Source organism: Acidovorax sp. FG48, assembly GCF_057809085.1.
Map to the genome: position 1 here is coordinate 91,769 of NZ_JBMDJH010000016.1, position 21,746 is coordinate 113,514.

Genomic DNA, 21,746 nt, shown 5'->3' on the forward strand with positions numbered 1-21,746 from the left:
TCAAAGTTACCATCGGGCATATGAATACATTTTCTAATGCCTTTCGCGCTGAAGTTGTTCGCATGGCGCGCAAGGAGCTCAAACCCGAACTCCAGGGCATGCGCAAGGCGATCACCGGCCATCGCTCGGAGATCGCAGCGCTGAAGCGCGAGGTCAAGGCACTGACCTCCCAGCTCAAAGCAACTCAACGGCAGGTCAAAGCAGCGGACGCGCCCAAGGCCAAGGCCGTGACAGAAGAAACCACACCCAAGAAGTCAAGGCAGATCCAGTTCGATGCTCAGGTGTTGATCGACAAACGCGCAGCACTCGGTATCACTCAGAAGCAGATGGCTCAGCTGCTGGGTGCTTCTTCGATATCTGTCTACAAATGGGAGACGGGCCATGTTCATCCCCGGGCCGCACAGTTGGAGCGCATTGCTGAAGTGCTTAAACTGGGCAAGCGCAAGGCGCTGGCATTGCTCAATCCGTAGTAAGCGGGAACAGTGGGCAGGTCCGCCTCACCAGACACTCAGCGGCGGCGGTAATGCTCTCCCGGTGATGAGTCATTGCGCTCGTCCGCCAGTTCGAACAGGCACTGCATGTAAGGCTGGACTTCGCTCCATCGGGCGCGGTCTTCATAGAAGCGCGACAGAGTGCGCGTCGCCTCCACAGCATCCGGCCAACGGTCTGCAGCGCTAACCCGAGTCATAGCCTCCCGGCTGTCTTGTTCGTCGTGCAGGCTTCCGTCCTGCGCGCCATAGGTATGGAATTCAACGATCCGCCTGGGCTGGGCCAAGCCAGTGTCCTGGCACATGCCACTTGGAGCTGAGTTCTCACGTGAGGCATGGGCTCCGGCAAACGAGTCCTGGACTGTATGGAGCACCGAGCCGAATGCCACGTGGTGCAAGTAAGGGAGCAACTTGTCCTGACGCCCCAGGATGTAGAGGTCCGAGACTCGCCACTGTGTGCACCCGAAGTGTTCCTTGAGCGTGGCGTTGTCGATGTCTCGAAGAAAGGTGTCGGGCTTGATTTCGCGCGAGGACACCTTCCAGGCGAACTCCAGCCAGTCCAGCACCTTGGCGCGGGTGGCGCCAGGGTGTACTCCCTCCTCACTGGCCATGGCATGCAGGAACTGCAAGTCGCCAAAATGCGAGCGGGTCATCACATTGCCGTGCAGACTGCCCTTGGTCTTGCTGCACCCAACGATCGGCTGGGTCTGGGCTTTCTTCTCTGCATCTTTGAAGAGGCAGTACCAACACAGTGGCTGTGTCGAGAACCGGATGGTCTGGGACACGTTGCAGGACTTGCCCAGGTAGGTGCAGTTGCCCTCATCGGGTGAAAGCTTGAACGGGGGTAGATCGTTCCAACGCACACCGTAGATGACGTAGGGCGTGGCAAAGGGAAGATCCCGGGAGCTGCAGCTGACGTCTTGGGCCAGTGTGCCTGGCTCTATAGGACAACCCATACCGATCTGGGTGATCTCTTCATGGACGCGGCCCTTGATCAGGACGCCCAGTCTTCCTGCCACCGTCGCCAGAGAGTTTTCTGTTTCGTTGGTCAGCTTGGATTCAAAGGCTGAGCCCATGGGGGCAATCTGGAAGGCCGTGGCCGCATTCGAGAGAACCAGAACACCTGCAGCAACTAAAACCAGATGCACGATAGAACGCACTGAAAGCGATGACTCGTGACGAAGAACGGCTGACTTGTCGATTGCGGCGTGCATATCCCCTCCTACGACCGTACTTTAGATGGAGGGCAGTTTTAGGCAACTAAAAATTGTGCATCGCGACTTTGTGCTCGCAAGGAGCGTCTGAGAGGCCATGACTGCTTCAGGCTGTGAGCCGCCGTTCGTTCCGTCGCTAGCGAAAGACTGCTTTTTCTTAGAACGTCTTTCAACATCACCGCCGAACACTTTCTGCACTCAGGAGTTGATGCCCCAGATGTGGTTACAGGTGAACGGGAGCCAGGAATGTGCGCAGCCAACGGAGTAAATTGCTCCCGCGGAACTCTCCGCCCATGAGCTTGCCATGTCCAACTCCGCTCGATCACAAAAATCGGAAATCTATACCGGTTGAATTAGGTTAACGCCTAGTTCCTGAGATGGGGTTCCACTTCGCGGGGTCTACTATCACCAGTCCAGAAGCACCCTTAGCTGTTACTCCCTGTTTTTGGATTAGTTTGTTGCTTACGGGATCAAAAAGCCACTGATTTAGTTTGCGCAGGTTTTCCTCCGCCGGCAGCGAAATAGCATGCCTACCTAGGCGATCTAGCATAATTACACTGTCAACAGTCGGAGCCTTTTTCACTAAGGTTTCTGCTTCCAATAGAAGGGCCGCTGCGTTAGGAGCATCAACCTGCTTCGCGAACTTCGCGTAGTGAGCAATACATAGTGCTGCCACATCGTCTTGCCCTTGTCTTATAAACGTCTGCTCCGAGTCACGGTACAGAATGTCAGCATGGTCGAACTGCCGTCGCTGCAAAGCAATCAATCCCTCAGTTGCTTGCAAATAAGGTTCGGGGGGGGGGTTACGCAGTGCACGCGCCCGTTTTAAGCTTGCTTCAGCTCCCGCGAGGTCTCCTGTCGCAGCCAGCGTAAAACACTGATTCGATGCAAGGCCGGGGTCTAGTGGATCTGCGATAAGTCCCGTCTGCACCCACTTCAAGGCTTTCTCGTGATCTCCCTGAAGGGAATAAAGTGTTGTCAGGAACAAGAAGGGGCGGCTTGAGAATGGTTCCTCCGCATGCCATTTCAGTGCATGTGTCTCCGAAGACTCCTCATCCAGCGATTGCCATGATCTGAGTAGCTGCGCTTCTGCTGATCGAGATACAGCCTTATAGATTGAGGGGTCGTCAAGACTGATTCCGAGAAGGCGCGCATCATTAAATGCCTGCGCGATCACGTTGTCTGTTGGCTGTTCCAAGGCCAGGCGCAGGTGACTACGTGCATCCTTGTAACTTCCCTCTCTAAGATCCAGAGCCGCAAGTGCCCCTGCCAGTTCGGCTAACTGCCGGGCAGAGCGCTTGGATGAACGTATCATGCGGCGCGCTACGTTGACGAGCACAGAGGAGCGACCCGCAGTATCTGCGAGGGATATCTCGCTAGCCAATAACCAGGGGTCTTCTTTTGTCGCCGGGTGCCGAGCGATCAATGAATGAGCTCGCTCATAGTCTCCCATGTGCACGAAGAAGCGCGCAGCAGTACGAAGCACAATTCTGCCGTTCGGCGCAAGGTTGAGTGCGGTAAATAGGTACCTCTGCGCTGCTTCATGTTTACCCGACGCAAGTTGTAGTTGCGACATGTCAAGCAATGCCAGAAGGTTGTCAGGAGCTACCAAAAGCTCCTTGCGCAACTGAGCCACACGAGGCTGTATACCTTTGAGCAGGCCGGTATTCGGCTCACGCAGATCTTCAATTTCAGCTCGCAAATCTGTAAATATTGACTTCTGAGTCTCTGTGACAGCGTGCCCTTTCTGGATTGCTTCGCCTACAACCTGGGCAATTCGAGGCTGCAGCTCATCATCAGGAGAAAAGGAAATTACGTCGCCTAAATGTCCAGCAGTAGGGTGTTCTCGCCATGCCTCAACCGTCTCATTGAAGAGCTCATGATCGAAGGCGATGCTTCGTGTGGGTTGAGCCTGAAGAGACTCAACTTCATGTGTCTCAAGGGTTTGAGAGATTGGCCTCCATCTCGGTATCAATCTTCGCTTGGGGAGTGAGAGTTTCATGGTCCGTTGACCTTTTCACTGATTGCGGCTCGAAGCCGTAATTGTTTGAATCTTGGCTGGAAGCGTTCAAGGCCAGGGCCCCCCGCTTGTGCCCGAGCGCGCTTGTCACCCCGCCTCATAGGATCAGGCTCAACAAGGTCCTTGATGATGCTGACTACTCCATCCCTAACGGAGGAATGGACCGTTGGAGCAATGTCATTCGCGATGATCTTGAACTGCTGAGAGCGAAGCACTTGAATGAGTGAATCGTTGAAAGAGCCTGACCAGTTCTTCGGATGCATCGCAGGTGCCAAGTCTCTATGCATGAGCGCCTGCATCGTCACGCCACTAAATAAAAAGCAAGCGAGGCTTCCAAGCATGTACGCGTCGGACGCTTCACGCGCATCTGACCATTGCGGAGGAACGAACCCGTACCACCGCTCCGGCGGAGCGTAGTTCTTGTCGCCTGGCCAGCTCATTTGATCGTATGGTCCAAGCTTGTCCTTTCTAACTACGCGTCCCAGATCGGCGACCTTGAAGAGGTTGTTCGTAGCCACGTTCATGTCGGTCATCGTGATGACGTTGGAGGGCTTCACGTCTTGATGAGCAACACCATGACGATGTAACTGAGCCAGCCCGAGCGCCATGTCTTCGAGCACGTGCAGCACTACACTGGATGGAAGGCCGCCCACCTGCGTGATTTGACGTCTGATGTCTCCGTGCCCGTCTTCCATCACCAAGCACAAAACCTGGTTCATAGGATTCTTCCCGGGATCAAGGTTGACGTACTCGGAGGACTTCAGCTTGATCAAACGAGAGAGCCTGCGCTCTTCGCACAGTTCCATCGCTTCACGCTCGAATACCGCCTGAGTGGTCAACTTCAACAGTTCCACGAATGGGTCCGCCGCGTTCAGCGCCTTCACGAAATCAATCGCCTTGACAAAGGCACGCTCCGTGACACTGCCTACCTGGCGCTCGGCCTTATAGCCAACACCAAAATTTGAGCCAGAACCGCCGGGAACGCGTTGGAGCTTTTGAACCAGTTTCCATCCCGTCTGTAATGTGATACCTAGAAGCTGCCCTGCTGGGGTGATCGTTGCGACTGAAGCTGTAGCCATGCGAGTGTCTCTCTGGGTCTCGTTGTAGTCGCCTGAAGGATGCTTGAGCAGATGGTCGATTGCAAGCCCCCGAATTACTTAGTGCGGGGGATACACCAGCCGACTCCCTGGTAGAGCCTACAAACTGCCCTCTAGAGGATCAGATAAGCCCGGCGTCGGCTTCCATGGCACACCGCACACAATCAGCGCGCTGGTGCAGCGTGCTGTAGAGATGCACGGTTGGGGCCTTAAAATTGTGCTGAGTCCAACCCTCGCTCGCCTGGGCAGGAGCCTGCAAATCCTTCAATAGCATGATGAAGCCTGCAATACCTGCAAAAAAGGAGGCAAAGGAAAACGGCACATCTACTGCTTCGCCACTGCCAGGAAACGCCAGTCTTCCGGTGGCACACACAAGTGGTAGTGCGGACCTGAGCGGCTCTGCGACAAGATTTGCTGCGGAAACTTGCCATCTCGCTGCAAGTTCGCGGGCTTCGTCACCTGTCATTCCGCGCCCGCTGTCCAACAGGTCGCGGATAACCCTCGGCTCCAGACCAGTCTGTTGGTGCAGGTGTCCCACCTCATCCAGTAGTATTTCCTTCTTTTCCATGTAGTCGCATGCGAGGCACGCAGCCCCCTCTGAAGGAAAGTACCTGGCGGCCCCAAGACGTTCGCCTCCTGTCCACATGTTGATGGCCGTAGTGGGCAGCTTCATCGCAGCATGCCTGCGTGCTTCCGCAGAGTCCAGACCGACTATTGCCCGCTGCAGCGGTGTTTCGTAACCGCGGCTGGCGCAATACGAGTTCAGGTCCATCGGCCACGCATGCACCTCAAGGCCTGGATGTGCGATGTTGAGCCGGGTTTTCACGGCATCGACCTTGAGCTGACCTGCGGCGCCTGGGGGCATAAAGCAATACCGCTGCCCATTGGAATGGCCGTATTTGTCCTGGTCCACGAGGTTTAGCTTTCCAACCAAAGCAGCTGGCCAACGTTCCATCAGCCAAACGAGTCCATGGGTCACCGCACCGACGCCAAAGACATGAGAGTCTCCAACATCGATGTCTTGCACCTTCAGATCTACTGCGCTGAACAGCTCTCGCAGGTCACCAGTCCACTGTTCGATCGGCGTGCAATCCATTCCGGAGAGTTCAGTCGAAAACACATGATAGAAAACCTGGGCTGCGGCGAGGGCTGCCGCGAAGGCTGGACCAATAGGGTTGTCGTCAGATCCACATGCCGCAGAGGGGCCTAACTCAGCCATCCAACCGTCTGCCCCGACTCGCAGCATTTTTTTGCTGCCTTCTGGCACGTCACATCCTATGGCCACGACGACGTCGTAGGGTGGATGCCAGCCGACCTGCAATGAGTCGGTTGGGCCCTGGCCTGCAATTGCTGCGTCTCTTGCGATGCGTTGTGCATCAAAGGCGTCGGCACCCGAGAAATCAATGTTGGGCCAAAGTCTTGCGAGCGAATCACTGAGTGCTGCGTACAGAAGCCTCGCACTAGCCGAACACTCCTGCGCTGGAAGGACGACGGCCAGTTTTGCGGACGACAGGCGATGGGCCAGGGCGGAGTCGCCAAACAGCGACCTCAGTGCCTGGGCATTCTTTTCGTGTGCCGAGCTCATACAGTCTCCAACCTTGCCTTCGCCTCGGCCCTGGACCACAAACGCCAGTCACCGTCCTCGCGCTCATAGACATTGGCTCCCTCATAGAGCTGCAGCCCTTGCAAGCCGTAGTGGGGAACGATAATGCTAAGTGCTCCGACATGCCGCACTACCTCCCACTCGCGGTCGAGTGCCGACATGGTGACATCTCTGCCCGGGTGAGTGTGAAGTTGGATAACGCCCCGCTCCTTGTTGCGAAAATTGTCTAGCTGGATTCGCTGCAATTCTGCCCCTGGGATATGCACCCAGACTCCGGTTGGGGAGGCTCCAGGAGTTTGCTGCGGAATGATGCATCTTTGGATTTCTGCGGTCGTGACGGCATCGTCGGCAACGGCAGCTGTCCAGATGGCGAAAACTTCATGGTGCCCAACTTTGAACGATGCCATGGTTTGATTCATCACACTCTGCGGAATTTTCCAATTGCGGTATTTCATGCGACGCCTGTGCCTGGTTTGTTGAGGTCTCGTTGGAGTTGCAGCACAAGCTGCAGCACGCTATAGCGTGGGTCCGTCCTGAGGGATGCCCATGAGCGGTCCTGATGACTAGGGTGATCGTGGTACTCGCGCCATCCAAGAAAGCAAAACCAGCAGTTGGGTCGGTGGGGTGGATTGGGGACATGAAACCCCAGCGAATTTGGAACGCCACTACCACCTGGCAACAGCACGTTTCCTTGTAGATCGATCCACCATCCTCCCACTGGCCGGTACGGGAAATCCGTTCCGTCGACCCTCAGCAAAATTGACTTGTTTGTTGCATGCCAGTCCAGCTGAAGGTCGAGGAACGGGAACGAGAAACTGAGCAGTTTGATGCCCAGCTTCTCGAACACTTCCGGGGTAGTGAGAAGCGGTCGGATCGCGTTTTCGAAGCAGGCCTGTGCAAGCTTCGGGTGGACGATGACCGCCGTGTTCATCCGCCGCCGCCGTTCTTTTTCGTGATGGACAGCACGTGCCCGTCGCGAATGCCAGCCGCCTGTAGGGTCAGCGCTGGAGCGAGTGGTGCGGTGCCGATATCTGCATCCACCATGTCGAAGTCAGCCACGCTGCTGCGGTCACGCGGCGGCAGGCTGCGGCGGGTCGCCTCCAAGACAGTCATGTTGTAGGGGAAGCGACGTTGGCGAGCTTCACCGTCCAAAATCACCGTCACTTCGTAGAAGCGATCCTGGCCGCCCAAGGGGACGGTGAAAAACTTATCCTGCGGCTGCAGTACGAGGCGGTCGTCGTCTTCCAGCAATTCGTCCGCCAAGCCGTCCAGGTCGGCCCACAGGTCGTGGTTGCCGGCGCCAATGATGGCCTTGAGATCGCGAACGATGATCTTGGCCTTGAAAGGCGGGCCACCCAAGGTCAGAACCTGATCGTCCAGCGCGAGTTGCACGGGTTTACGGATAGACGGGTTGTCATCGACGACGGGAGAGCCATCACCGACGCTGAACTTTTCGCCGCCTCGGATGAAAACGATGTCGCTGGCCGAGAGTGGGATATCTACGTCCCCCTGCACTTCGAGCAACACCTGTTCGGTGCCAGTGATACCGGCAAGGTCGATGATGTCCTGGCCGCGCGCAGCACCAGGGACGATGGACCGCGCTTGGCGATCAACTTCAATAGCCACTTTTTGAATAGGCATGGTGTGTCCTCAGACTAAAAAATCCAGGCCGACGGTGTGCCCCGACGGCTCCTAGGTTTTCCGCAAAAAGTTGACACCTGTGTAGCCTTGGCTCAAACTCGCAGTCGCCAAACCGGTCGAGCGTGAAAGCGCAAGATCACTCAGGGGGTCAGTCTTCACGGATTGATCCCCTGTTTTATTTTGTGTTATGCATAGATGCTTCCTTGGAGTGGGTGATGCTGAAATTGTACATGAATGTTTTCAAATCCCACAATCCATCCGTGAAATGTTTTCCAAGTTGACATTACTGCCTTTTCATCAGCCTAAAATGTCATTGCGGTTGACATTTTTGCTGCGACGCATTAGAATTGCTTGTACTTTCTAAGGAACACATGATCGACGACGAGCGTCTATACGCGCTAATCGGTGAGCGAATCCGGAATCTGCGCGAACAGGCTACGCCAAAGCGCATGACACAAGCTGAGCTTGCTGCTAGCGTAGGGCTGGAGCGAACTTCCATCACGAACATTGAGCGTGGGTCTCAAAAAGTGCCCTTACATGTGCTCTACAGGATCTGCATTGCATTGGGTGCAACGCTGGTTGAGCTTTTGCCTTCGATGGCAGAAGTTGAAGAAGTCAGAGAGGTTGAGACGGAGAGTTTCTTTTTGGGAGGAAAGGCGTACGACACGCCACCGCTTGTTCATAAATTGGTGCAGGAGTTGTTGAACACAGGAACGAAGAATGGCATTCCACACAACTGAAACCGTGGAACTTGCAGCTCAGGAAACTTTGCGAAAGGCTGGGGCATTGGCTGTGCCTGTCGACTTAGAGAAAGTTACAGCCTCGCTTGGTGTAAAGGTTCATTACGAAAAGATGGAAGATGATGTGTCGGGGGTGCTCATAGTCCAAGGACAGCAGCGCCACATACTCGTCAATAAAGATCATTTTCTGCAACGAGCGCGATTCACGCTCGCGCATGAAATCGGCCACCTGCTATTGCATGACAGCAATGCTGACCGCATGTTCATTGATCACCAGATGCGCGTGTACCAACGCGTTGGCGAAGCCAGCTCAAGCGCCTATTCCCATCCCGGCTCGCTCACTGATGCTAGACAGGAACGGGAAGCGAACTTGTTCGCAGCTGCGTTGTTGATGCCAGCTCCTCTCGTTACGCGAGCCGCGCTGGAGCGCGACATGAGGGACGAGTTCGACGTGGCAGCATTGGCTAAAACCTTTGTCGTAAGCGAGCAAGCGATGTCGATTCGGCTTCAGCAGCTCAAGGTAGTCTCTGTCGATCTGTAGGAGGCACCTGCGCCATCGATTTTGGGTTTGACATGCCACTTTTAGCGGGCGATGATTGGGCACAATCGTCGGTTAACTCATTGGTACACACTTTGGGTGCCACGACTGTCGCTGCTTAGACTGCTGTGGGTCAGCACATTCGGCTGGAGGCGATGCTTCCCAGCTCTACATCTCCTGCACTATCAACCCTCGAAGGGAAGAGCGCTGAGGGGGGCCGACTGAACTGTCAACCAACGAGCGTAACTAGGCTGAATCCGTTATTGACCATACCGTCAATAAGGTGCTATATTCAATCCAACAACTAATCCGCGATGGCTGTGTGGTTCGACCACCTGAAGCGCGGGGGGAAAAGCCGGCGCAAGCCGGTTTTTTCGTTTCTGGGGGGAATTTTGCGAACGCGAGTCTATGTCGATGGGTACAACCTCTACTATGGCTGTCTCAAGGGTACACCCCACAAGTGGCTTGATCCGCTGTCTCTCTTCGAGCGCATCCTTCTCACCGTCACGGCAACTATCGACCACCTCGGTGTGCTCACGAGTGACCTAGACCCGCTAGCCGTCAAATTCTTCACCGCGCCCATTCTTGAGAAGGCCGCCAAGGCGGAGGACTCCCTTCGCTGCCAGGAGAAGTACCACAAGGCGCTGAACAAACATCTGCAGGGCCGCATGGCGATCATTAAAGGGTACTACTCCCTCACGGAGGCTAGGGCTAAGGTCATCGATGCGCAAGATCCAAAGAAGTGGCCGCGCGATTGCATCGAGACGCCTATCTGGAAATTGGAAGAAAAGCAGAGTGATGTGAATCTGTCTCTGCACGCGGTCGTGGACGCCCTGTCGGATGGCATTGAGCATGTAGTCATTGTCACGAACGACACGGACATTGAACCGGCGTTGAAGATGATCCGCGCGCACACCAAAACTGCGGTAGGTCTTATCGTTCCGACGACTGATCACCAGCGGCAGCCAAACACCAGCCTGGCACGGCATGCTCATTGGGTTCGGTCACACATCACCGCCGCAGAACTTCACGCGTCGCAACTGCCGCTTGTGATTCCTGATGGCAAGAAGGCCGCTATATCAAAACCTGAGTCTTGGTACGCCCGTCCGGATCTGCTCGCACGCGCCCTGGAATTGGGAACGGAACACCTCGGGAGCAGAGCAAAGGCATTCAAATGGCTCACCAAGCCAAACAGGTTCTACGAAGACCGCACTCCTCTCGATCTTCTTGAAAACGGCGACGAGCGAGTGTTGCAGTTCATGCAAGAACAAGCCATCCCAACACACGGGGACAGCATCTAATTCCGCAATGCACGTTGTTTGTGGTTGCATAGGGCGCCATTTGGCCAGGATTTCAATTGCAGCCTCCAACTACTCAGGCTCGGCAACAACTGCTTCTGCCTGATCGCGGCCTTCGTACAGCGCCGGCGCTCTTGTTGATCAAGGCTGGAATATTCTCAAGACAACCGATCTGCGCTTTCCATCATGAGGGGACCCGGGTAGAGTTGATTCAGAATCTCGGCGACCAACTCGATAATTCCCAACACTTGCCTGGTCAGCATCGAACTTCCATGCGCTAACTCATTGCGAATAGTTGGCAGGCCATCTGGAAGTCCTCCTACCAGATCCCACTGCTGATCCTCAGGGAATATCTCGGGGAACTCCGGTATCAGGTATTCCAGGCTGTCCAGCTCGTTATCGATCATTGCTTTCAAAGCTTCCATGGACAACCGCTCTCGCGCGTTGACCTGTGCCGCGTGGTGCCAACGTCGAAATCCCTCGTTTCTTACCAGTCCATGGTCCACCGCCATGCGGAGCAGTCTTTTGAGCATGAGCTTCTTACCCTGTTCCTTTTCCGGAAGAATGGTGCGCAGCCGTTCCCGCAGACCGAACTCAAGCGCAGCCAATGCTGCCGCCGTTGCTGGCATGTAAAAGCGGTATACGTACCAGGCGTAGAGGTAGAGGTTCCGAGCGTTCTCAAACTGAGTCGCTACCGGCTCAGGAACGGCGGAACTGATTTGGATGGCGGCAACTCCAGCGTGATGCGCAGGCAGCGAGGGTGGTGCCGGCGCTGCCCATGTGACCGTGCGCGGGTCCGGCAGCATGGCTGTGGCACTGTCGCGCAAACAGTCAGCTGGGTGGAGTGTTGTCTGATTCATATTCGCTCCGTCCCAATGACCTACTGTCAGCCAGCAGCGCGCGTTCCTCGGCACTTCGGATAGGTTGTGCACCCCCAGAAGTTGCTTCCGGCGTTGGCGCCATGACGAGCGGTGCGCAACTGCATGGATGCACCGCAGCGTGGACAGTCCGGCGAAGAGGTCTGTGCCGTGGTGACCGCAGTGGCTTCGGGCTGCTGAGCCTGCGCCGGAGCATCCGCTGCATTTGATGGAGTCAAAGACGCTCCGGTCCGCCGTGCACGCTGAATCATTGCGAAGAGACGAGGACCGTCGACCAGCTCAATGTTTCGACCTTGCGTAAACTCCACTGCGTCGGCTGTAAAGCGTCCCGAGGTCACCACGAATCCGCCCGTGGCGCCCTTGGCTGCCATGGCACCGTAGAGTTCGCGGACGGTGGTCACCCCCACCTTGTACGCCTTCCACTGTTTGCACTGCACGAAGAATTTCTCATTGCCTTTTGTGAGTACGAGGTCCACCCCACCATCTGGGCCGGCTCCCCCTAACTCGGCAACCTGGTAGCCCTGCTGTCGATAGGATTCCCCCACGAGGATTTCAAACTCTCTCCAGCTCATGCCGTCCAGAGCATCCGCGCTTTCAGCTTCCGAAACGCCGGCAATCAGTTCCCTGCGTTGTTTGCGTCGCCAGGCAGAGATCGCTGCAGCGATCAGGCACATCAAGGGAACGAGATACTGGCCGATCGTCGCTAGTCCATGGATGATGGCCTTTTGCATCATGGCACCCACCATCGCGCCACCTTGGCCTTGGATATCGGAGGGTTTGATAGGTACTGCCAAGTTGCTAAGCACGATGTAGCTGACCGCAGCCAGCACCAAACAGACCCACCATGGAAGCAGGGACAGCAAGTCCAGGATGTCTTCCAAAGGACTGGTTTTCTTGCGTCTGGCCATGATTTCCTCCCCGTGCGTTGGTTCTTTTTTGAAGCAAGTGTGGGTGCGCCTGAAAGCTCAGCGGTATCTTGGCGACGGCTAGCCTCGGGACTCGCTGTATCGACTGCGGACGTGCGAGGCCACGAATCGTCAGCAATCTATGTTCAAGAGCTTCTTTGCCGCAGTGCAGTTCAACGCGATCTCAGAGGTCTTTCCTTCCTTCGCGTTGAAGATCGTGAAAACCATGTAGTTGCTCGTATCGCACCGAGCACGAATCGATCCATCAGGCGCTCTAACGGCGTTGGAGACGGTTCTGCAACTCGGAAAATTGTGTTTGATGATCCTGCTAGCCACGACTTTCGCATCACCCTTTGGCGCGGCGCCCACGCTGGATTGCGCGATAGCCGATGCGGAAATGAACGTACTACAGAAACCAATGATTGCGATCGAACTGCGATAGGGGAGTTTCATGATTTGCGATTGTTGTCGACGGACCTGGCCACAACAGGCACGGTTAGCAGGTAGTTCATCAAAGCGCCCGTCTGCATGCGCCATCAGTTCACGGCAGGTATGCCAAGAGCATTCAGCGTAGGCGTTGTCATGGTCCCAGTCTTAGGAAATCCCTTCAGCTCTTGGAAGTGCTGGAGCGCCTCACGCAAGCCGTCATTCATCACCCCATCAATCGATCCCTCGTAGAGGCCCAGGCTGCGAAGCTTGATCTGAACTCGCATGATCTGGAGCCGCAGCTTCTCTGGATGAGTCAGCTCATCTGACGCTTGGGGCTGCTTGCCCAGTTGTGATGACTGGGACACGCCATTCTTCGCAGGGGTGTTGGATCCCGATGCGTTGTTCGAATCCAGAAACTGTCGAGGTGCTCCCGGGGCTGGCGCAGACTCCGGAACGTAGCGGTTCGTCGCGGGAGGAGATGCTGGGGCAGGCGATGGTGCTACGTACGATGGAGCCGGGCTTGGCGCTACATACGCAGGGGCACGGTAGCTAGAGCTCCCACTGGAGCCTGAGTAGTGAGAGCTGTGGCTTGAGTGCGATCTGTGGCTGGAATGCGAGCGATGCCCTGCAAAAAGATTGTCCGATTCCAAGTTCAATGGGCGCAACGGCACGGCACCGGTCGAGTCGAGCGGCTCCATCTCTGCTCTGGGTGCGGGTGCTGCTGATACGCTCTTGGTGACCAGTAAAGGCAACCCCGCCACGAAAAGAGAGAGGTTTCGGACGAACTTGCTCATAAATTGACCTCGGTTGTCTCCATTGTTCTTAGGGGGGCCGGTTTCCAACCTCGCTCATGCCAGGCGAACAGACCGGAGCAGTTCTTCTTTGCTGCGCAACCCTCACATTCGGGTGCGAAAACATTTTTCCAATCGGAAATGCTTTTCTGAGCCTGAGGCCAAAGAGGCTGAGGCAATGCGCACAAAGGCGCGTTCATCCAAACGTGGGGAATCCTGTAGGTGCGAAGCACCCTGCGGGTTTGCTCCAGTGTCGTGCTCCAAGCGGCCAGGTCCACTTCGCATGCGTCTCTATTGGCAATAGCAAATCCGATCGGCTCGCATCCCATCAATGCCCACTCCCGGATGAATGGGAAGTTTCGGGCGATGAAGAGGGCTAGCTCCGGCAGAACCTCCAAGACCGGAGAAATCAGCACGGAGCGCAACTGGATCTCCTGTTGGTACTCCTGAAGCGTGAGCAATCCATCAATGGTCTCGTCAAAGGCGCCGGGGGCCTGCACCACGAAGTCATGCAAAAAGTTGGCATGCCCGTACAGAGGCACCAACCAACGGACCTTCGTAGTGAGGCCGGTCAACACCTTCTGCACCACAGAGGCATCTGCAAACAACCGGCCGTTGGTCAAGACTTCTACCGCTGTCTGGGGAAGACTCTTGCCAATGACATCCAGAACCCTCCGCAGGCCTGCTTCCAACAACAATGGCTCGCCGCCAGTGAGACCGATAGTCCGAGGATGCCAGTTCAGATGCCGGATGGCCTCCAGGGCTTCCTCAACGAGCCAGCTGTCGTCTTCTTTGGTCGGCGGTTGGGAGCACATCAAGCAATTGCTGTTGCATCGATTTGTGAGGAGCAGCGCGTGATGGGTATCAGCTTCACGTAGCAGGACGATCAACTCTCCCTTGAATGGGCGCGCGACAACGATGTCACCAATCTCCAGCTGATCGCTTACGGCCCAGGCGAGGTTGTCGAGGCCTGTGTGCTGCAAGTCCTCAATCGAACGCCTTTCGTCGGGACTCTGGACTCGCACCAGGAAATGGAGAGACGGTTCCCACTGAGCCGCAAAGCCCTCGAAATCCACTACCCGACGCACACGTGCACCGCATCTCTCATCGAGGTCGGCAGACACTCTACGCATTGGCGCATGACTCCCGCACTTGCGCCCACTCGTGCAATCGCGTAGACGTATCCTCGTCGGCAGCGCGCAGGGTAGAGAACATGGCATCAAAGAGCGCCATATGCCGCTGGCAGTGCTCGGTTGCTCCCGCAGCGACGGTCATTGTTCCGTGTTGAGCCTGGGCATCGACGGGATTGGGTGAACAGTACAAGTTGTAGGCGCAGTCGCGGCAATCGCTCATGGATCGAACGTCGCTGGCCTCTACTAATTCGTGCCGCACCGGGGAGTTCAGAAGGTCGTCCAAAGATTCACCAATGCGACCCATTCGCAGCGATCGATCCCCTGTCTCTGCGAGCATTCGCGCTTCATCGCTGGGATACACGAACCCATCGTAGTTATAGACCAGGACACTTGAGCCTGCGCCTGTGGGGCTTTGAAGATCCACGTAGCCCGCATCAAAGGTGGAAAGCATCTTGTTCAGCAGGATAGATGCGTAGACCTCTCGCAGCGCTACACCGCGCTGGTTCCAGTGCATGATGCGATCCAGACCGCGCCGGTAGAAGTTCAGGAAATCCTGGACAGAGTAACCAAGCAGGTTTTGATTGCGTTTGGCGAACCCATAGCTGCTGAGCGGTCTCAGAAAGATCTCCCGAAACCCCTGGCGAACATATTCATCCACGATCTCCTCAGGGAAAGCCAAAGACGCTTTGGTTGTCGTCATCAAGGCGGCAACGGCATCAGCACCTATTTTTTCTCGTGCCAGTTGGATGCCAGCCAGGGTACGTTCGTAAGCATTTCGACCTGGGGTCGGTCGATTGGCGTTGTGTAGTGCGCGAGGCCCATCCAAGCTGGTCGACATGTAGACGTTTTGTTCCTTGAAAAAGGCACACATCGCGTCGTCGAGCTGATGGAGCGTTGAAGCGACTACAAAGCGAATTCGACGATTCGCCGCTGCTCCCTCGCGGATGCGTAGAATGGTGTGCTTGACCAGGTCAAATCGCAGCAGCGGATCGCCGCCTTGAAACTCGACGGTGAGCTGATTGGATTTGCTTTCGAGAATGGTGTCGCATGCTGCATTCAGATCCGAGAGCGACATCGTATGCCCCTCGTCGTCGAGAGACCTGCTTACCTGGCAATACTGGCAGGAGTGGGCGCATTGCAGGGTGGGCACGATGATATGAAGCGATGGACCTGCGGTAACAGTCTCTCGCTTCGCGGCTATACGCGACGCTAGCAAGCGTTGCATGCCCCTTGAAATAGCACCATCAGTGAGCAAAAAGCGGGCACGCAAATCGGCTTGTTTTCGAAGGTCGAGCTTTTGCGGGGATGCGCAAAATCGATCAAATTCCTCACTGTCAAAGAACGCAAAGTCCCCGGCCGCTCCGGTCACAACGATGTGACCATCGGGAAGTAGGCGGTGCCTGGCCAGCATAACCCGAGGTGCGTACATCACCCGAGCGTCTGCAAAGATTGCCTGCCAATGGACACCCCGCCATTGACCTCGATCAAGGCGAACATTGTGTTCGTGCGAGCCATGTCTCCCTCCGGTCCTGAATCTCGTGTTCAGAAACATTGTGCAACAACAATTCTCAAAGTCACGCTGATAAATGCGCGGCTTGGCGAAGTGCGTATTGCTCCTACTGAAGCGATGAGGATCGACGGAGCGAAAGACTGCTTCGTGCCGGAAAGCAGTAAATCATCTGCGGCTGATACCGGCTGCAACCGCTGCACCACAGACCGCCAACGCGGCGGCTTCAGGCTGGTTGTGGACATACGGGACGCGCCCGCGAATTAGTACTATCGGCCATATGCAGCTTGTGCAAGCGAATGGAAGCAGACGCTCAACGTTTGAGCTAAGCCAACCGTGGAGGCAAGGTGCCCAGGCCGACCGGAGCAATATGCTACTGGGCTTTGAGCGGCCAGCGTGCCTCGCCGGAGCGGGGCAGCTCGAGCAAAGGGTTAGGGCTCACCGTTGCGGCAGGACTGGGACCCGGAGAAAGTGAAGGCCACCTGCCGCTGTGTCCCATTTGAAGTCGTACGACCTCGCGAGCGCAATGGGCGGGCCGTAGGGCTCCAATGTTCGATAGGTACAGACAGTGCCAGCTTGGTGCTTGGTTCCTTCGCGAAAGTCAAAGTCTGCAGTGTCCGGCGAATATGCGGCTTGAGACACATAGTGATCATGGTCCGTAGCTACAACCATGAAGCAACAGTCAGCAAACAATCCGTAATTTTCTAGGTTGTGCAGATCAGCGAAAACGTCATACCTGTTGTTCGGCTCCCGATGATTCTTCTGCTTGAAAAACTTAATCTCGATTGCACAGCCTGTTGACTCTCTCGTTCTCAGATTGGTGTAGGAGCAGTAGACGTCGATCTTGGCCTTCTTTGATCCACTCTTACCGAAGACACTATCCGCATGAACTACAGGCTTCTCCAACTCGATAGAGAAATACTCGTCACGATCGACTTCGAGTAGCTCGCCGACAGTCTTCAAGATAGATGCAAACTGTAGCTGTAGCGATGCTTCCGATTCGACTCGAATCCGCTGGCCGTTGATCTTCAGGCGCAGACATTCATATGACAGTTCGAAGGCCCGGTTGAGACGTTCCAGTGACATGGCTGTGAGCCCGAATGTCCAAGGTAAGCGGCGCCGGAGCACCGAGGGTCCGTGGGGCACCAACAAAGGCCATAAACATGCAGAAAGGTTGGCCCTTGTTGGCGTCCGCTTAACCGTCCAGCTAAGCGGCTACGCGGGTTTGCTCGACAAGACTACTTGCTCGTCTTTTTCGCTGCAGGGGAACTGCTTTTCTTCGGTGCAGGTTTTGCCGCAGTCTTTGCGTCGCTGAGTGCTGCTTTGAGCTTAGCGGACGTTTCCTTTAGTTGAGCTTGCACAACCTTGGTGTGTGCTTTTGCTGCATTCACGTCAGCCTTCAACTTTTCGATCTGTGCCAAATGCTTTTTCTCGCGGAGAGAATGATTGTTGTCGCCGGGCTTTTTTGCCATTAAGTGCTCCTCCTACTTGAGCGTTGTTGAAAAATTATTCGACTTAAAGATTAACTCATTTTCCGGTGTTTTGTGATGGCGCCGAACGTCTGTCAAGAGAGGCAGCGCACGGGCTCAGCCCTTGTGATGTCCTCTCGAGGCAAAGGTTAGGCGTCACTTCCAGAACTGCCACGGTTTCTTCGGCCTTTCAACACCTTTGGCCTTGCTTTGCAAGAGGCGCAGGTACTTCGTGTCTTGGTCTTTGAAGGTCTCTGCTCCCGCACCCACATATGCACGCATGAGCTCCTCGGCCGCAAGATCTAGAGCGTCGAGATCGAGATGGCACTGACCCAACCGCTGATGTAGCCAAGAAAGTTGGCATCGGCAATAGCTGCAAGCAGCCAGGTAGCAGCGTTCCATTGGGTCTTTGGCTCAGGCAAGAGATCCCAGGCTTGCCAGTACAAGGGGATTGCTTCCGAATACTTTTGCTCGCAGGCAAAAAGCGTCACCCTTGGCAGACAGGCGCTGAATTTCGGTGTGAATGGCCTCTGAAAGCTCTGGCACTTGGCTTCTGCTTCGTGACGCCTAAAAGAGTGTAGACCGCACCAAGCCGCAGGCCCTATCCGGCGCTTGCGGTCTAGTTGGCACGAAGAAATCAAGGAAAGAGGCTCGTAGCCTAGTTCAATGGCATGCAGGCTGCATAAAATCCAGTACTAGATTCAGTCATAAAACTCGCCACACGGTTGCTGGACCAGGTCCGTGAGCGGAATCCATTGCAAGCGCTATTGCTTGCGCACCGAGCAGGCCTATTCGCTCGGTTTTACGGTTGATGAGGTGGCGGCGCTGCTTTACCCGCGACTGGGCGAGGATCGTGTTCATTGGCTGGGCGCCTGGGGTGCTGCTCAGACGTGGGTCAGGCCTTGCGGGCCGTTAGGCGGCGGCCAAGGATGCGGCGGTTAGCGCCCTGAGTGATTCAGTGTGGAGAAGGCGAATCTTGTGGGCATCAACTCCCAACTGCTTACCGTATCTGCGGTCAAGACCATCCCAAGCCTGCTGGCGCATCGTGTCATACGCGCCGTCGCCAATGAGTTTATCGCTGGCCATGTACACATCGGCTCGGAGTTGAGCTATGTTTCTTGATGGAGGGGGCACCGTGGCTGCTTTCTCGTCAGTCCCGCAGCAAATCGACTGAACCGCCCATTGACAAAGGAAGAGGCATTCTGCGACGTCGACGGGGAGCTTTGTGACTCCATTTTGTACAGGCAGTTTCAAAAACGAAATGAGCGGTCGATATTGAGGTTCGATTTCTGCAGCTATGGGCGCACGCCAGCGAAATACGTCGAACAGCAGTTGCCCTACGAGCCATTGCCAGCTGTTCTCACCGCGGCAGGGGAGCAGCGCGGCTACCAAGCGTTGGCCGCCCGCTGCTCTGACCTCTAGATTTTCCGAAGTGCATCCGGTGGCGAGGATGACAGATAGAAGCACACGTAGCTTCAAAAGGCTGACTGGTGTCAAGTCCGATGTGAGTGCAATCCTGCGTTCATCATTCTTGTACTTGTTCACCGCGTTAACGATGGTTCGCTGCGTCTGCTTAAAGGGCTCTTGCATCTTGCGAACTGCCTTGAGTCGTTTGTCTGCCTGCCTCTGCTCTTTCGACTTTGCATTGGTGGCTTCCTGGCCATTCTCTACGGCCGATTTGCGCTTGGCGGTCTCATCACCCAGGTTCAAGACGGCACCAATTGCCAAGACGTCGTCAGTCTTCTGACCTTGCGCTGGCAGGCCGCGGATATCCAAGGTTCTATTGAGCATCTGCCGCACGATGTTGGAAAGTCCCGACTCCGTCGAGCTTGCTGCAAGACTGCCACCCGTCAAGCAGCTGCGACGCCGAATGAACTCATCGTAGGACAAGACGTTCGACGGTTCAGGATCTGCTTCCTTCGGCGGCGCGCTATAAACAATGCCGCTAACCTCGGCTGCAGTCACTGCTTCCTGGTCAAGGCGCACAAGCTCGCTAAGAATTTCGAGGAGCTTGAGGTCTTCAACTGCCTCGGGACTTTCGAGGTACTGGATGGTGGTCTCGGTCGATTGGGAGGATCCGGAAAGTCTCGCGAAGCGCAAAGCTTCGGCACACTGCACCACTGACGGCGCGAAGCGCTCTCCATTGTGGATAAGCCGCGCAAAGGACGGCTGTTGTACTGCTTCTAACGCGTACCTGGCGACGACTCCGGTTTCGTCAGTCTGCTTCAGCGCGAACGAGATCGGTGCACCAAATGAATCCAATAGCTCTATTGCTCCTTCTCCCGCGGTAAGTGCTCCTGGACGCCGCCAGGTCAGGACGCTGTTCTTCAGCTCGAATTGGCCAGAGCTCCTACGGGAGCACTCGTCGAGCGGGATTTCGTCACGTGCCTCAAGGTTAGGCAACGAGTCCGGCGAAACCGCTCGGTCTGCAGCCAGCGAAGAATCCAGTTCAAGGAGCCTCACGGCCTCACCTGGGGCCATTCTGCGGTATAAGGCCGCCTCTTGATTTTTCCCGCTGAACGAAGGCGCCCCTAAAGCGGCGATGGTGCAGTTCGTGCTCCCAAAAAGCACATGGTCAGCTGTGTCGGATTGTGCGATGACGAGCTTGGCGTGCACAAATCGCGAAGCCTTGGCGCTAGCACCCGCCAGCAACGGGTACACATCGACCGGCTGCATCGTGCTCAAGGCTTGTTTAGGGAAGAGAGCGGCTTCGCGCTGTAACAGGACTGCAACGCGCTCCGGTTGAAGCTCGTCGCGCAACCAGCTCAACGCTTGCAGGTTCTCGTCCCAGAAAGGTGATATCACGATGAGCCGCCGAATCGCCTCGCCTCCGACGGCCTCAAAAAAACGTGAGCCGATGCTTGCAGCCGGCGAATGCGCGAGGAAGCGGGCATAGACAACGCCTTCGGGGTCCATCAATTTTGCAGTGGGTGCGACATCTTTCAGCCAAGGCGTCTTATAAAGAGCCCACTTAAGCTGCTCGTGCGCAGCCACTTCCTCGGGCGGAATGAGCGCGCACAGGTAATCAAACACCGCGCGCAGCAGGCCTACCTCAGGTCCATCAGGTGTGCTCAGTGTGACCTCGCCAACGACCTCCAGATTGCCACCAAGGCCCGCCGAAGTCATGTTGGCGGAGGCGACAAGCAGTCGGCCGGTCTTTTCGCCCAGCTGAAGAACGAGCTTGGGATGAAATACCCCTCCTCTAGTCGGAGTGACGCCGACGACTGAGTACATGTTCCCGGCCAAGCGGGGCAAGTATCGACCGTCCACTGAGTACGTCAGCATTCTGGAGTCGGTGAGGAGGATATTGTTGTTGCACAGGACGCCGCGAAGGCGGCTCAGCGCCACAGTCTCATAAGCACCAAAATCAACGTCGAACGTCGTGCAGATGCTGGAATGGAACCCCCTGTCCTCGAAAGCCTTAAATAGCTTCACAGCATCTCCAACAGGGAACGACCAGCAGCAGTAAGACCTTTGCGCTGGACCAAGCCTATGTCCCTTAGAAAGTCCACGGTTGATTCCAATCGAGGATTCGTGAGTACTGGGCCGTCCACTTTCCGCGTACGCAGCAAACCATCCTGGCTTTCGAGAAGGAAGGTGTAGCCCCGTTGGAAGCGCAGCTTTTGGAAAGCGACCCACAGATGGCGGTCGATGATTCGTCGCTTCAACAGCGTTTGCAGCAGACTGGGCAAGGAATCGCCTGCGTGCTGTTCAAAGAATCGAAGCTCAGAGTGCAGCGACTGCACGTACGGATGCAACGCAGACGGTCCGAGGACCTTGGCGCACTGCTCCGGAACAGGTTCCAGCCGCTTGGTCAGCACAGCCAACAGCAGGATTGCAGCTCGAGCTGCGTCGACTGTGCACTCAGCCCTTGGTCCCGCTGACTCGAGTACGTCATAGGCCAATCGGTATTCGCTGAGCCGTTCAGACTTGGACCAAGGGCGGTTTAAACAACGAAGTGCACGTTGCCAAAAGGTAGGCCCAGACAAGTAAGT

21 protein-coding genes and 1 pseudogene are annotated in these 21,746 nt (G+C 55.9%); 5 read left to right on the plus strand and 17 right to left on the minus strand.

What is annotated here, in order from left to right:
• Nucleotides 1–20 precede the first annotated feature (20 nt).
• On the plus strand, nucleotides 21–470 hold the full coding sequence (locus ACODSU_RS19380) for a helix-turn-helix domain-containing protein (protein ID WP_488844052.1): 450 nt from the start codon (nucleotides 21–23) through the stop codon (nucleotides 468–470).
• Between the two features lie 38 nt (nucleotides 471–508).
• Here the strand turns inward: ACODSU_RS19380 and ACODSU_RS19385 are convergent, their stop codons facing one another.
• The 7 genes from ACODSU_RS19385 to ACODSU_RS19415 all read right to left on the minus strand — a co-directional run bounded on the left by ACODSU_RS19385 (nucleotide 509) and on the right by ACODSU_RS19415 (nucleotide 8,063).
• On the minus strand, nucleotides 509–1,702 hold the full coding sequence (locus ACODSU_RS19385; RefSeq protein ID WP_488844054.1) for a hypothetical protein: 1,194 nt from the start codon (nucleotides 1,700–1,702) through the stop codon (nucleotides 509–511).
• A gap of 358 nt (nucleotides 1,703–2,060) precedes the next feature.
• Nucleotides 2,061–3,704 (minus strand): tetratricopeptide repeat protein, encoded by a 1,644-nt coding sequence (locus ACODSU_RS19390; RefSeq protein ID WP_488844056.1) that lies wholly within the window; start codon nucleotides 3,702–3,704, stop codon nucleotides 2,061–2,063.
• Nucleotides 3,701–4,801, minus strand: a complete 1,101-nt coding sequence (locus ACODSU_RS19395; protein ID WP_488844058.1) for a protein kinase domain-containing protein — start codon at nucleotides 4,799–4,801, stop codon at nucleotides 3,701–3,703. Before ACODSU_RS19395 ends, ACODSU_RS19390 begins: the two co-directional genes overlap by 4 nt.
• 139 nt (nucleotides 4,802–4,940) lie before the next feature.
• Entirely contained in the window at nucleotides 4,941–6,404 is a 1,464-nt protein-coding gene (locus tag ACODSU_RS19400; protein WP_488844060.1) for a ThiF family adenylyltransferase, read from the minus strand.
• Nucleotides 6,401–6,877 carry a hypothetical protein gene (locus ACODSU_RS19405; RefSeq protein ID WP_488844062.1) on the minus strand — a complete coding sequence of 159 codons (477 nt, stop codon included), beginning with the start codon at nucleotides 6,875–6,877 and terminating at the stop codon, nucleotides 6,401–6,403. Before ACODSU_RS19405 ends, ACODSU_RS19400 begins: the two co-directional genes overlap by 4 nt.
• On the minus strand, nucleotides 6,874–7,353 hold the full coding sequence (locus ACODSU_RS19410) for a hypothetical protein (RefSeq protein WP_488844064.1): 480 nt from the start codon (nucleotides 7,351–7,353) through the stop codon (nucleotides 6,874–6,876). Before ACODSU_RS19410 ends, ACODSU_RS19405 begins: the two co-directional genes overlap by 4 nt.
• Complete coding sequence (locus tag ACODSU_RS19415) at nucleotides 7,350–8,063, minus strand: hypothetical protein (protein ID WP_488844065.1); 714 nt, start codon at nucleotides 8,061–8,063, stop codon at nucleotides 7,350–7,352. The genes ACODSU_RS19410 and ACODSU_RS19415 overlap by 4 nt, the downstream gene beginning before the upstream one ends.
• Before the next feature lie 371 nt (nucleotides 8,064–8,434).
• Between ACODSU_RS19415 and ACODSU_RS19420 the strand changes: the two genes are divergently transcribed.
• The 3 genes from ACODSU_RS19420 (at nucleotide 8,435) to ACODSU_RS19430 (ending at nucleotide 10,642) form a co-directional block, all read left to right on the plus strand.
• Nucleotides 8,435–8,803: a helix-turn-helix domain-containing protein gene (locus tag ACODSU_RS19420; RefSeq protein WP_488844067.1), complete on the plus strand. Its 369-nt coding sequence runs from the start codon at nucleotides 8,435–8,437 to the stop codon at nucleotides 8,801–8,803.
• Entirely contained in the window at nucleotides 8,784–9,344 is a 561-nt protein-coding gene (locus ACODSU_RS19425; RefSeq protein WP_488844069.1) for an ImmA/IrrE family metallo-endopeptidase, read from the plus strand. Before ACODSU_RS19420 ends, ACODSU_RS19425 begins: the two co-directional genes overlap by 20 nt.
• A gap of 311 nt (nucleotides 9,345–9,655) precedes the next feature.
• Nucleotides 9,656–10,642 carry an NYN domain-containing protein gene (locus ACODSU_RS19430; RefSeq protein ID WP_488844071.1) on the plus strand — a complete coding sequence of 329 codons (987 nt, stop codon included), beginning with the start codon at nucleotides 9,656–9,658 and terminating at the stop codon, nucleotides 10,640–10,642.
• Between the two features lie 155 nt (nucleotides 10,643–10,797).
• Here ACODSU_RS19430 and ACODSU_RS19435 read toward each other — a convergent pair whose 3' ends face one another.
• The 6 genes from ACODSU_RS19435 to hxsB all read right to left on the minus strand — a co-directional run bounded on the left by ACODSU_RS19435 (nucleotide 10,798) and on the right by hxsB (nucleotide 16,186).
• Nucleotides 10,798–11,499: a hypothetical protein gene (locus ACODSU_RS19435; RefSeq protein ID WP_488844073.1), complete on the minus strand. Its 702-nt coding sequence runs from the start codon at nucleotides 11,497–11,499 to the stop codon at nucleotides 10,798–10,800.
• Nucleotides 11,500–11,525: 26 nt separating this feature from the next.
• Complete coding sequence (locus ACODSU_RS19440) at nucleotides 11,526–12,425, minus strand: restriction endonuclease (protein WP_488844075.1); 900 nt, start codon at nucleotides 12,423–12,425, stop codon at nucleotides 11,526–11,528.
• 129 nt (nucleotides 12,426–12,554) lie between these two features.
• A complete protein-coding gene (locus ACODSU_RS19445) occupies nucleotides 12,555–12,875 on the minus strand; it encodes a hypothetical protein (protein WP_488844077.1) in 321 nt (106 codons plus the stop codon).
• Nucleotides 12,876–12,958: 83 nt separating this feature from the next.
• The gene (gene hxsA, locus ACODSU_RS19450; RefSeq protein ID WP_488844079.1) at nucleotides 12,959–13,645 is read right to left on the minus strand and encodes a His-Xaa-Ser repeat protein HxsA; all 687 of its coding nucleotides are present in this window, start codon (nucleotides 13,643–13,645) and stop codon (nucleotides 12,959–12,961) included.
• The gene (gene hxsC, locus ACODSU_RS19455; RefSeq protein WP_488844081.1) at nucleotides 13,642–14,775 is read right to left on the minus strand and encodes a His-Xaa-Ser system radical SAM maturase HxsC; all 1,134 of its coding nucleotides are present in this window, start codon (nucleotides 14,773–14,775) and stop codon (nucleotides 13,642–13,644) included. Before hxsC ends, hxsA begins: the two co-directional genes overlap by 4 nt.
• A complete protein-coding gene (gene hxsB, locus ACODSU_RS19460; protein ID WP_488844083.1) occupies nucleotides 14,768–16,186 on the minus strand; it encodes a His-Xaa-Ser system radical SAM maturase HxsB in 1,419 nt (472 codons plus the stop codon). The genes hxsC and hxsB overlap by 8 nt, the downstream gene beginning before the upstream one ends.
• 48 nt (nucleotides 16,187–16,234) lie before the next feature.
• Between hxsB and ACODSU_RS19465 the strand changes: the two genes are divergently transcribed.
• Nucleotides 16,235–16,549 carry a hypothetical protein gene (locus tag ACODSU_RS19465; protein WP_488844085.1) on the plus strand — a complete coding sequence of 105 codons (315 nt, stop codon included), beginning with the start codon at nucleotides 16,235–16,237 and terminating at the stop codon, nucleotides 16,547–16,549.
• A 171-nt stretch (nucleotides 16,550–16,720) separates the two neighbouring features.
• Here ACODSU_RS19465 and ACODSU_RS19470 read toward each other — a convergent pair whose 3' ends face one another.
• The 4 genes and pseudogenes from ACODSU_RS19470 to ACODSU_RS19485 all read right to left on the minus strand — a co-directional run.
• Entirely contained in the window at nucleotides 16,721–17,368 is a 648-nt protein-coding gene (locus ACODSU_RS19470; protein ID WP_488844087.1) for a hypothetical protein, read from the minus strand.
• 152 nt (nucleotides 17,369–17,520) lie between these two features.
• The gene (locus ACODSU_RS19475) at nucleotides 17,521–17,754 is read right to left on the minus strand and encodes a hypothetical protein (RefSeq protein ID WP_488844089.1); all 234 of its coding nucleotides are present in this window, start codon (nucleotides 17,752–17,754) and stop codon (nucleotides 17,521–17,523) included.
• Nucleotides 17,755–18,663: 909 nt separating this feature from the next.
• Nucleotides 18,664–21,186: a phospholipase D family protein gene (locus ACODSU_RS19480; protein ID WP_488844091.1), complete on the minus strand. Its 2,523-nt coding sequence runs from the start codon at nucleotides 21,184–21,186 to the stop codon at nucleotides 18,664–18,666.
• Nucleotides 21,183–21,746: pseudogene (locus tag ACODSU_RS19485) on the minus strand (hypothetical protein); the annotation flags it as partial. The pseudogene ACODSU_RS19485 and the gene ACODSU_RS19480, both read right to left, overlap by 4 nt.

What these genes read in the sequence shown, in the direction of transcription:
- ACODSU_RS19380 (WP_488844052.1), top strand. Translation starts at nt 21, where the DNA reads ATGAATACATTTTCTAATGCCTTTCGCGCTGAAGTTGTTCGCATGGCG.
- ACODSU_RS19385 (WP_488844054.1), bottom strand. Translation starts at nt 1,702, where the DNA reads ATGCACGCCGCAATCGACAAGTCAGCCGTTCTTCGTCACGAGTCATCG.
- ACODSU_RS19390 (WP_488844056.1), bottom strand. Translation starts at nt 3,704, where the DNA reads ATGAAACTCTCACTCCCCAAGCGAAGATTGATACCGAGATGGAGGCCA.
- ACODSU_RS19395 (WP_488844058.1), bottom strand. Translation starts at nt 4,801, where the DNA reads ATGGCTACAGCTTCAGTCGCAACGATCACCCCAGCAGGGCAGCTTCTA.
- ACODSU_RS19400 (WP_488844060.1), bottom strand. Translation starts at nt 6,404, where the DNA reads ATGAGCTCGGCACACGAAAAGAATGCCCAGGCACTGAGGTCGCTGTTT.
- ACODSU_RS19405 (WP_488844062.1), bottom strand. Translation starts at nt 6,877, where the DNA reads ATGAAATACCGCAATTGGAAAATTCCGCAGAGTGTGATGAATCAAACC.
- ACODSU_RS19410 (WP_488844064.1), bottom strand. Translation starts at nt 7,353, where the DNA reads ATGAACACGGCGGTCATCGTCCACCCGAAGCTTGCACAGGCCTGCTTC.
- ACODSU_RS19415 (WP_488844065.1), bottom strand. Translation starts at nt 8,063, where the DNA reads ATGCCTATTCAAAAAGTGGCTATTGAAGTTGATCGCCAAGCGCGGTCC.
- ACODSU_RS19420 (WP_488844067.1), top strand. Translation starts at nt 8,435, where the DNA reads ATGATCGACGACGAGCGTCTATACGCGCTAATCGGTGAGCGAATCCGG.
- ACODSU_RS19425 (WP_488844069.1), top strand. Translation starts at nt 8,784, where the DNA reads ATGGCATTCCACACAACTGAAACCGTGGAACTTGCAGCTCAGGAAACT.
- ACODSU_RS19430 (WP_488844071.1), top strand. Translation starts at nt 9,656, where the DNA reads ATGGCTGTGTGGTTCGACCACCTGAAGCGCGGGGGGAAAAGCCGGCGC.
- ACODSU_RS19435 (WP_488844073.1), bottom strand. Translation starts at nt 11,499, where the DNA reads ATGAATCAGACAACACTCCACCCAGCTGACTGTTTGCGCGACAGTGCC.
- ACODSU_RS19440 (WP_488844075.1), bottom strand. Translation starts at nt 12,425, where the DNA reads ATGGCCAGACGCAAGAAAACCAGTCCTTTGGAAGACATCCTGGACTTG.
- ACODSU_RS19445 (WP_488844077.1), bottom strand. Translation starts at nt 12,875, where the DNA reads ATGAAACTCCCCTATCGCAGTTCGATCGCAATCATTGGTTTCTGTAGT.
- hxsA (WP_488844079.1), bottom strand. Translation starts at nt 13,645, where the DNA reads ATGAGCAAGTTCGTCCGAAACCTCTCTCTTTTCGTGGCGGGGTTGCCT.
- hxsC (WP_488844081.1), bottom strand. Translation starts at nt 14,775, where the DNA reads ATGCGTAGAGTGTCTGCCGACCTCGATGAGAGATGCGGTGCACGTGTG.
- hxsB (WP_488844083.1), bottom strand. Translation starts at nt 16,186, where the DNA reads ATGCTGGCCAGGCACCGCCTACTTCCCGATGGTCACATCGTTGTGACC.
- ACODSU_RS19465 (WP_488844085.1), top strand. Translation starts at nt 16,235, where the DNA reads ATGGACACCCCGCCATTGACCTCGATCAAGGCGAACATTGTGTTCGTG.
- ACODSU_RS19470 (WP_488844087.1), bottom strand. Translation starts at nt 17,368, where the DNA reads ATGTCACTGGAACGTCTCAACCGGGCCTTCGAACTGTCATATGAATGT.
- ACODSU_RS19475 (WP_488844089.1), bottom strand. Translation starts at nt 17,754, where the DNA reads ATGGCAAAAAAGCCCGGCGACAACAATCATTCTCTCCGCGAGAAAAAG.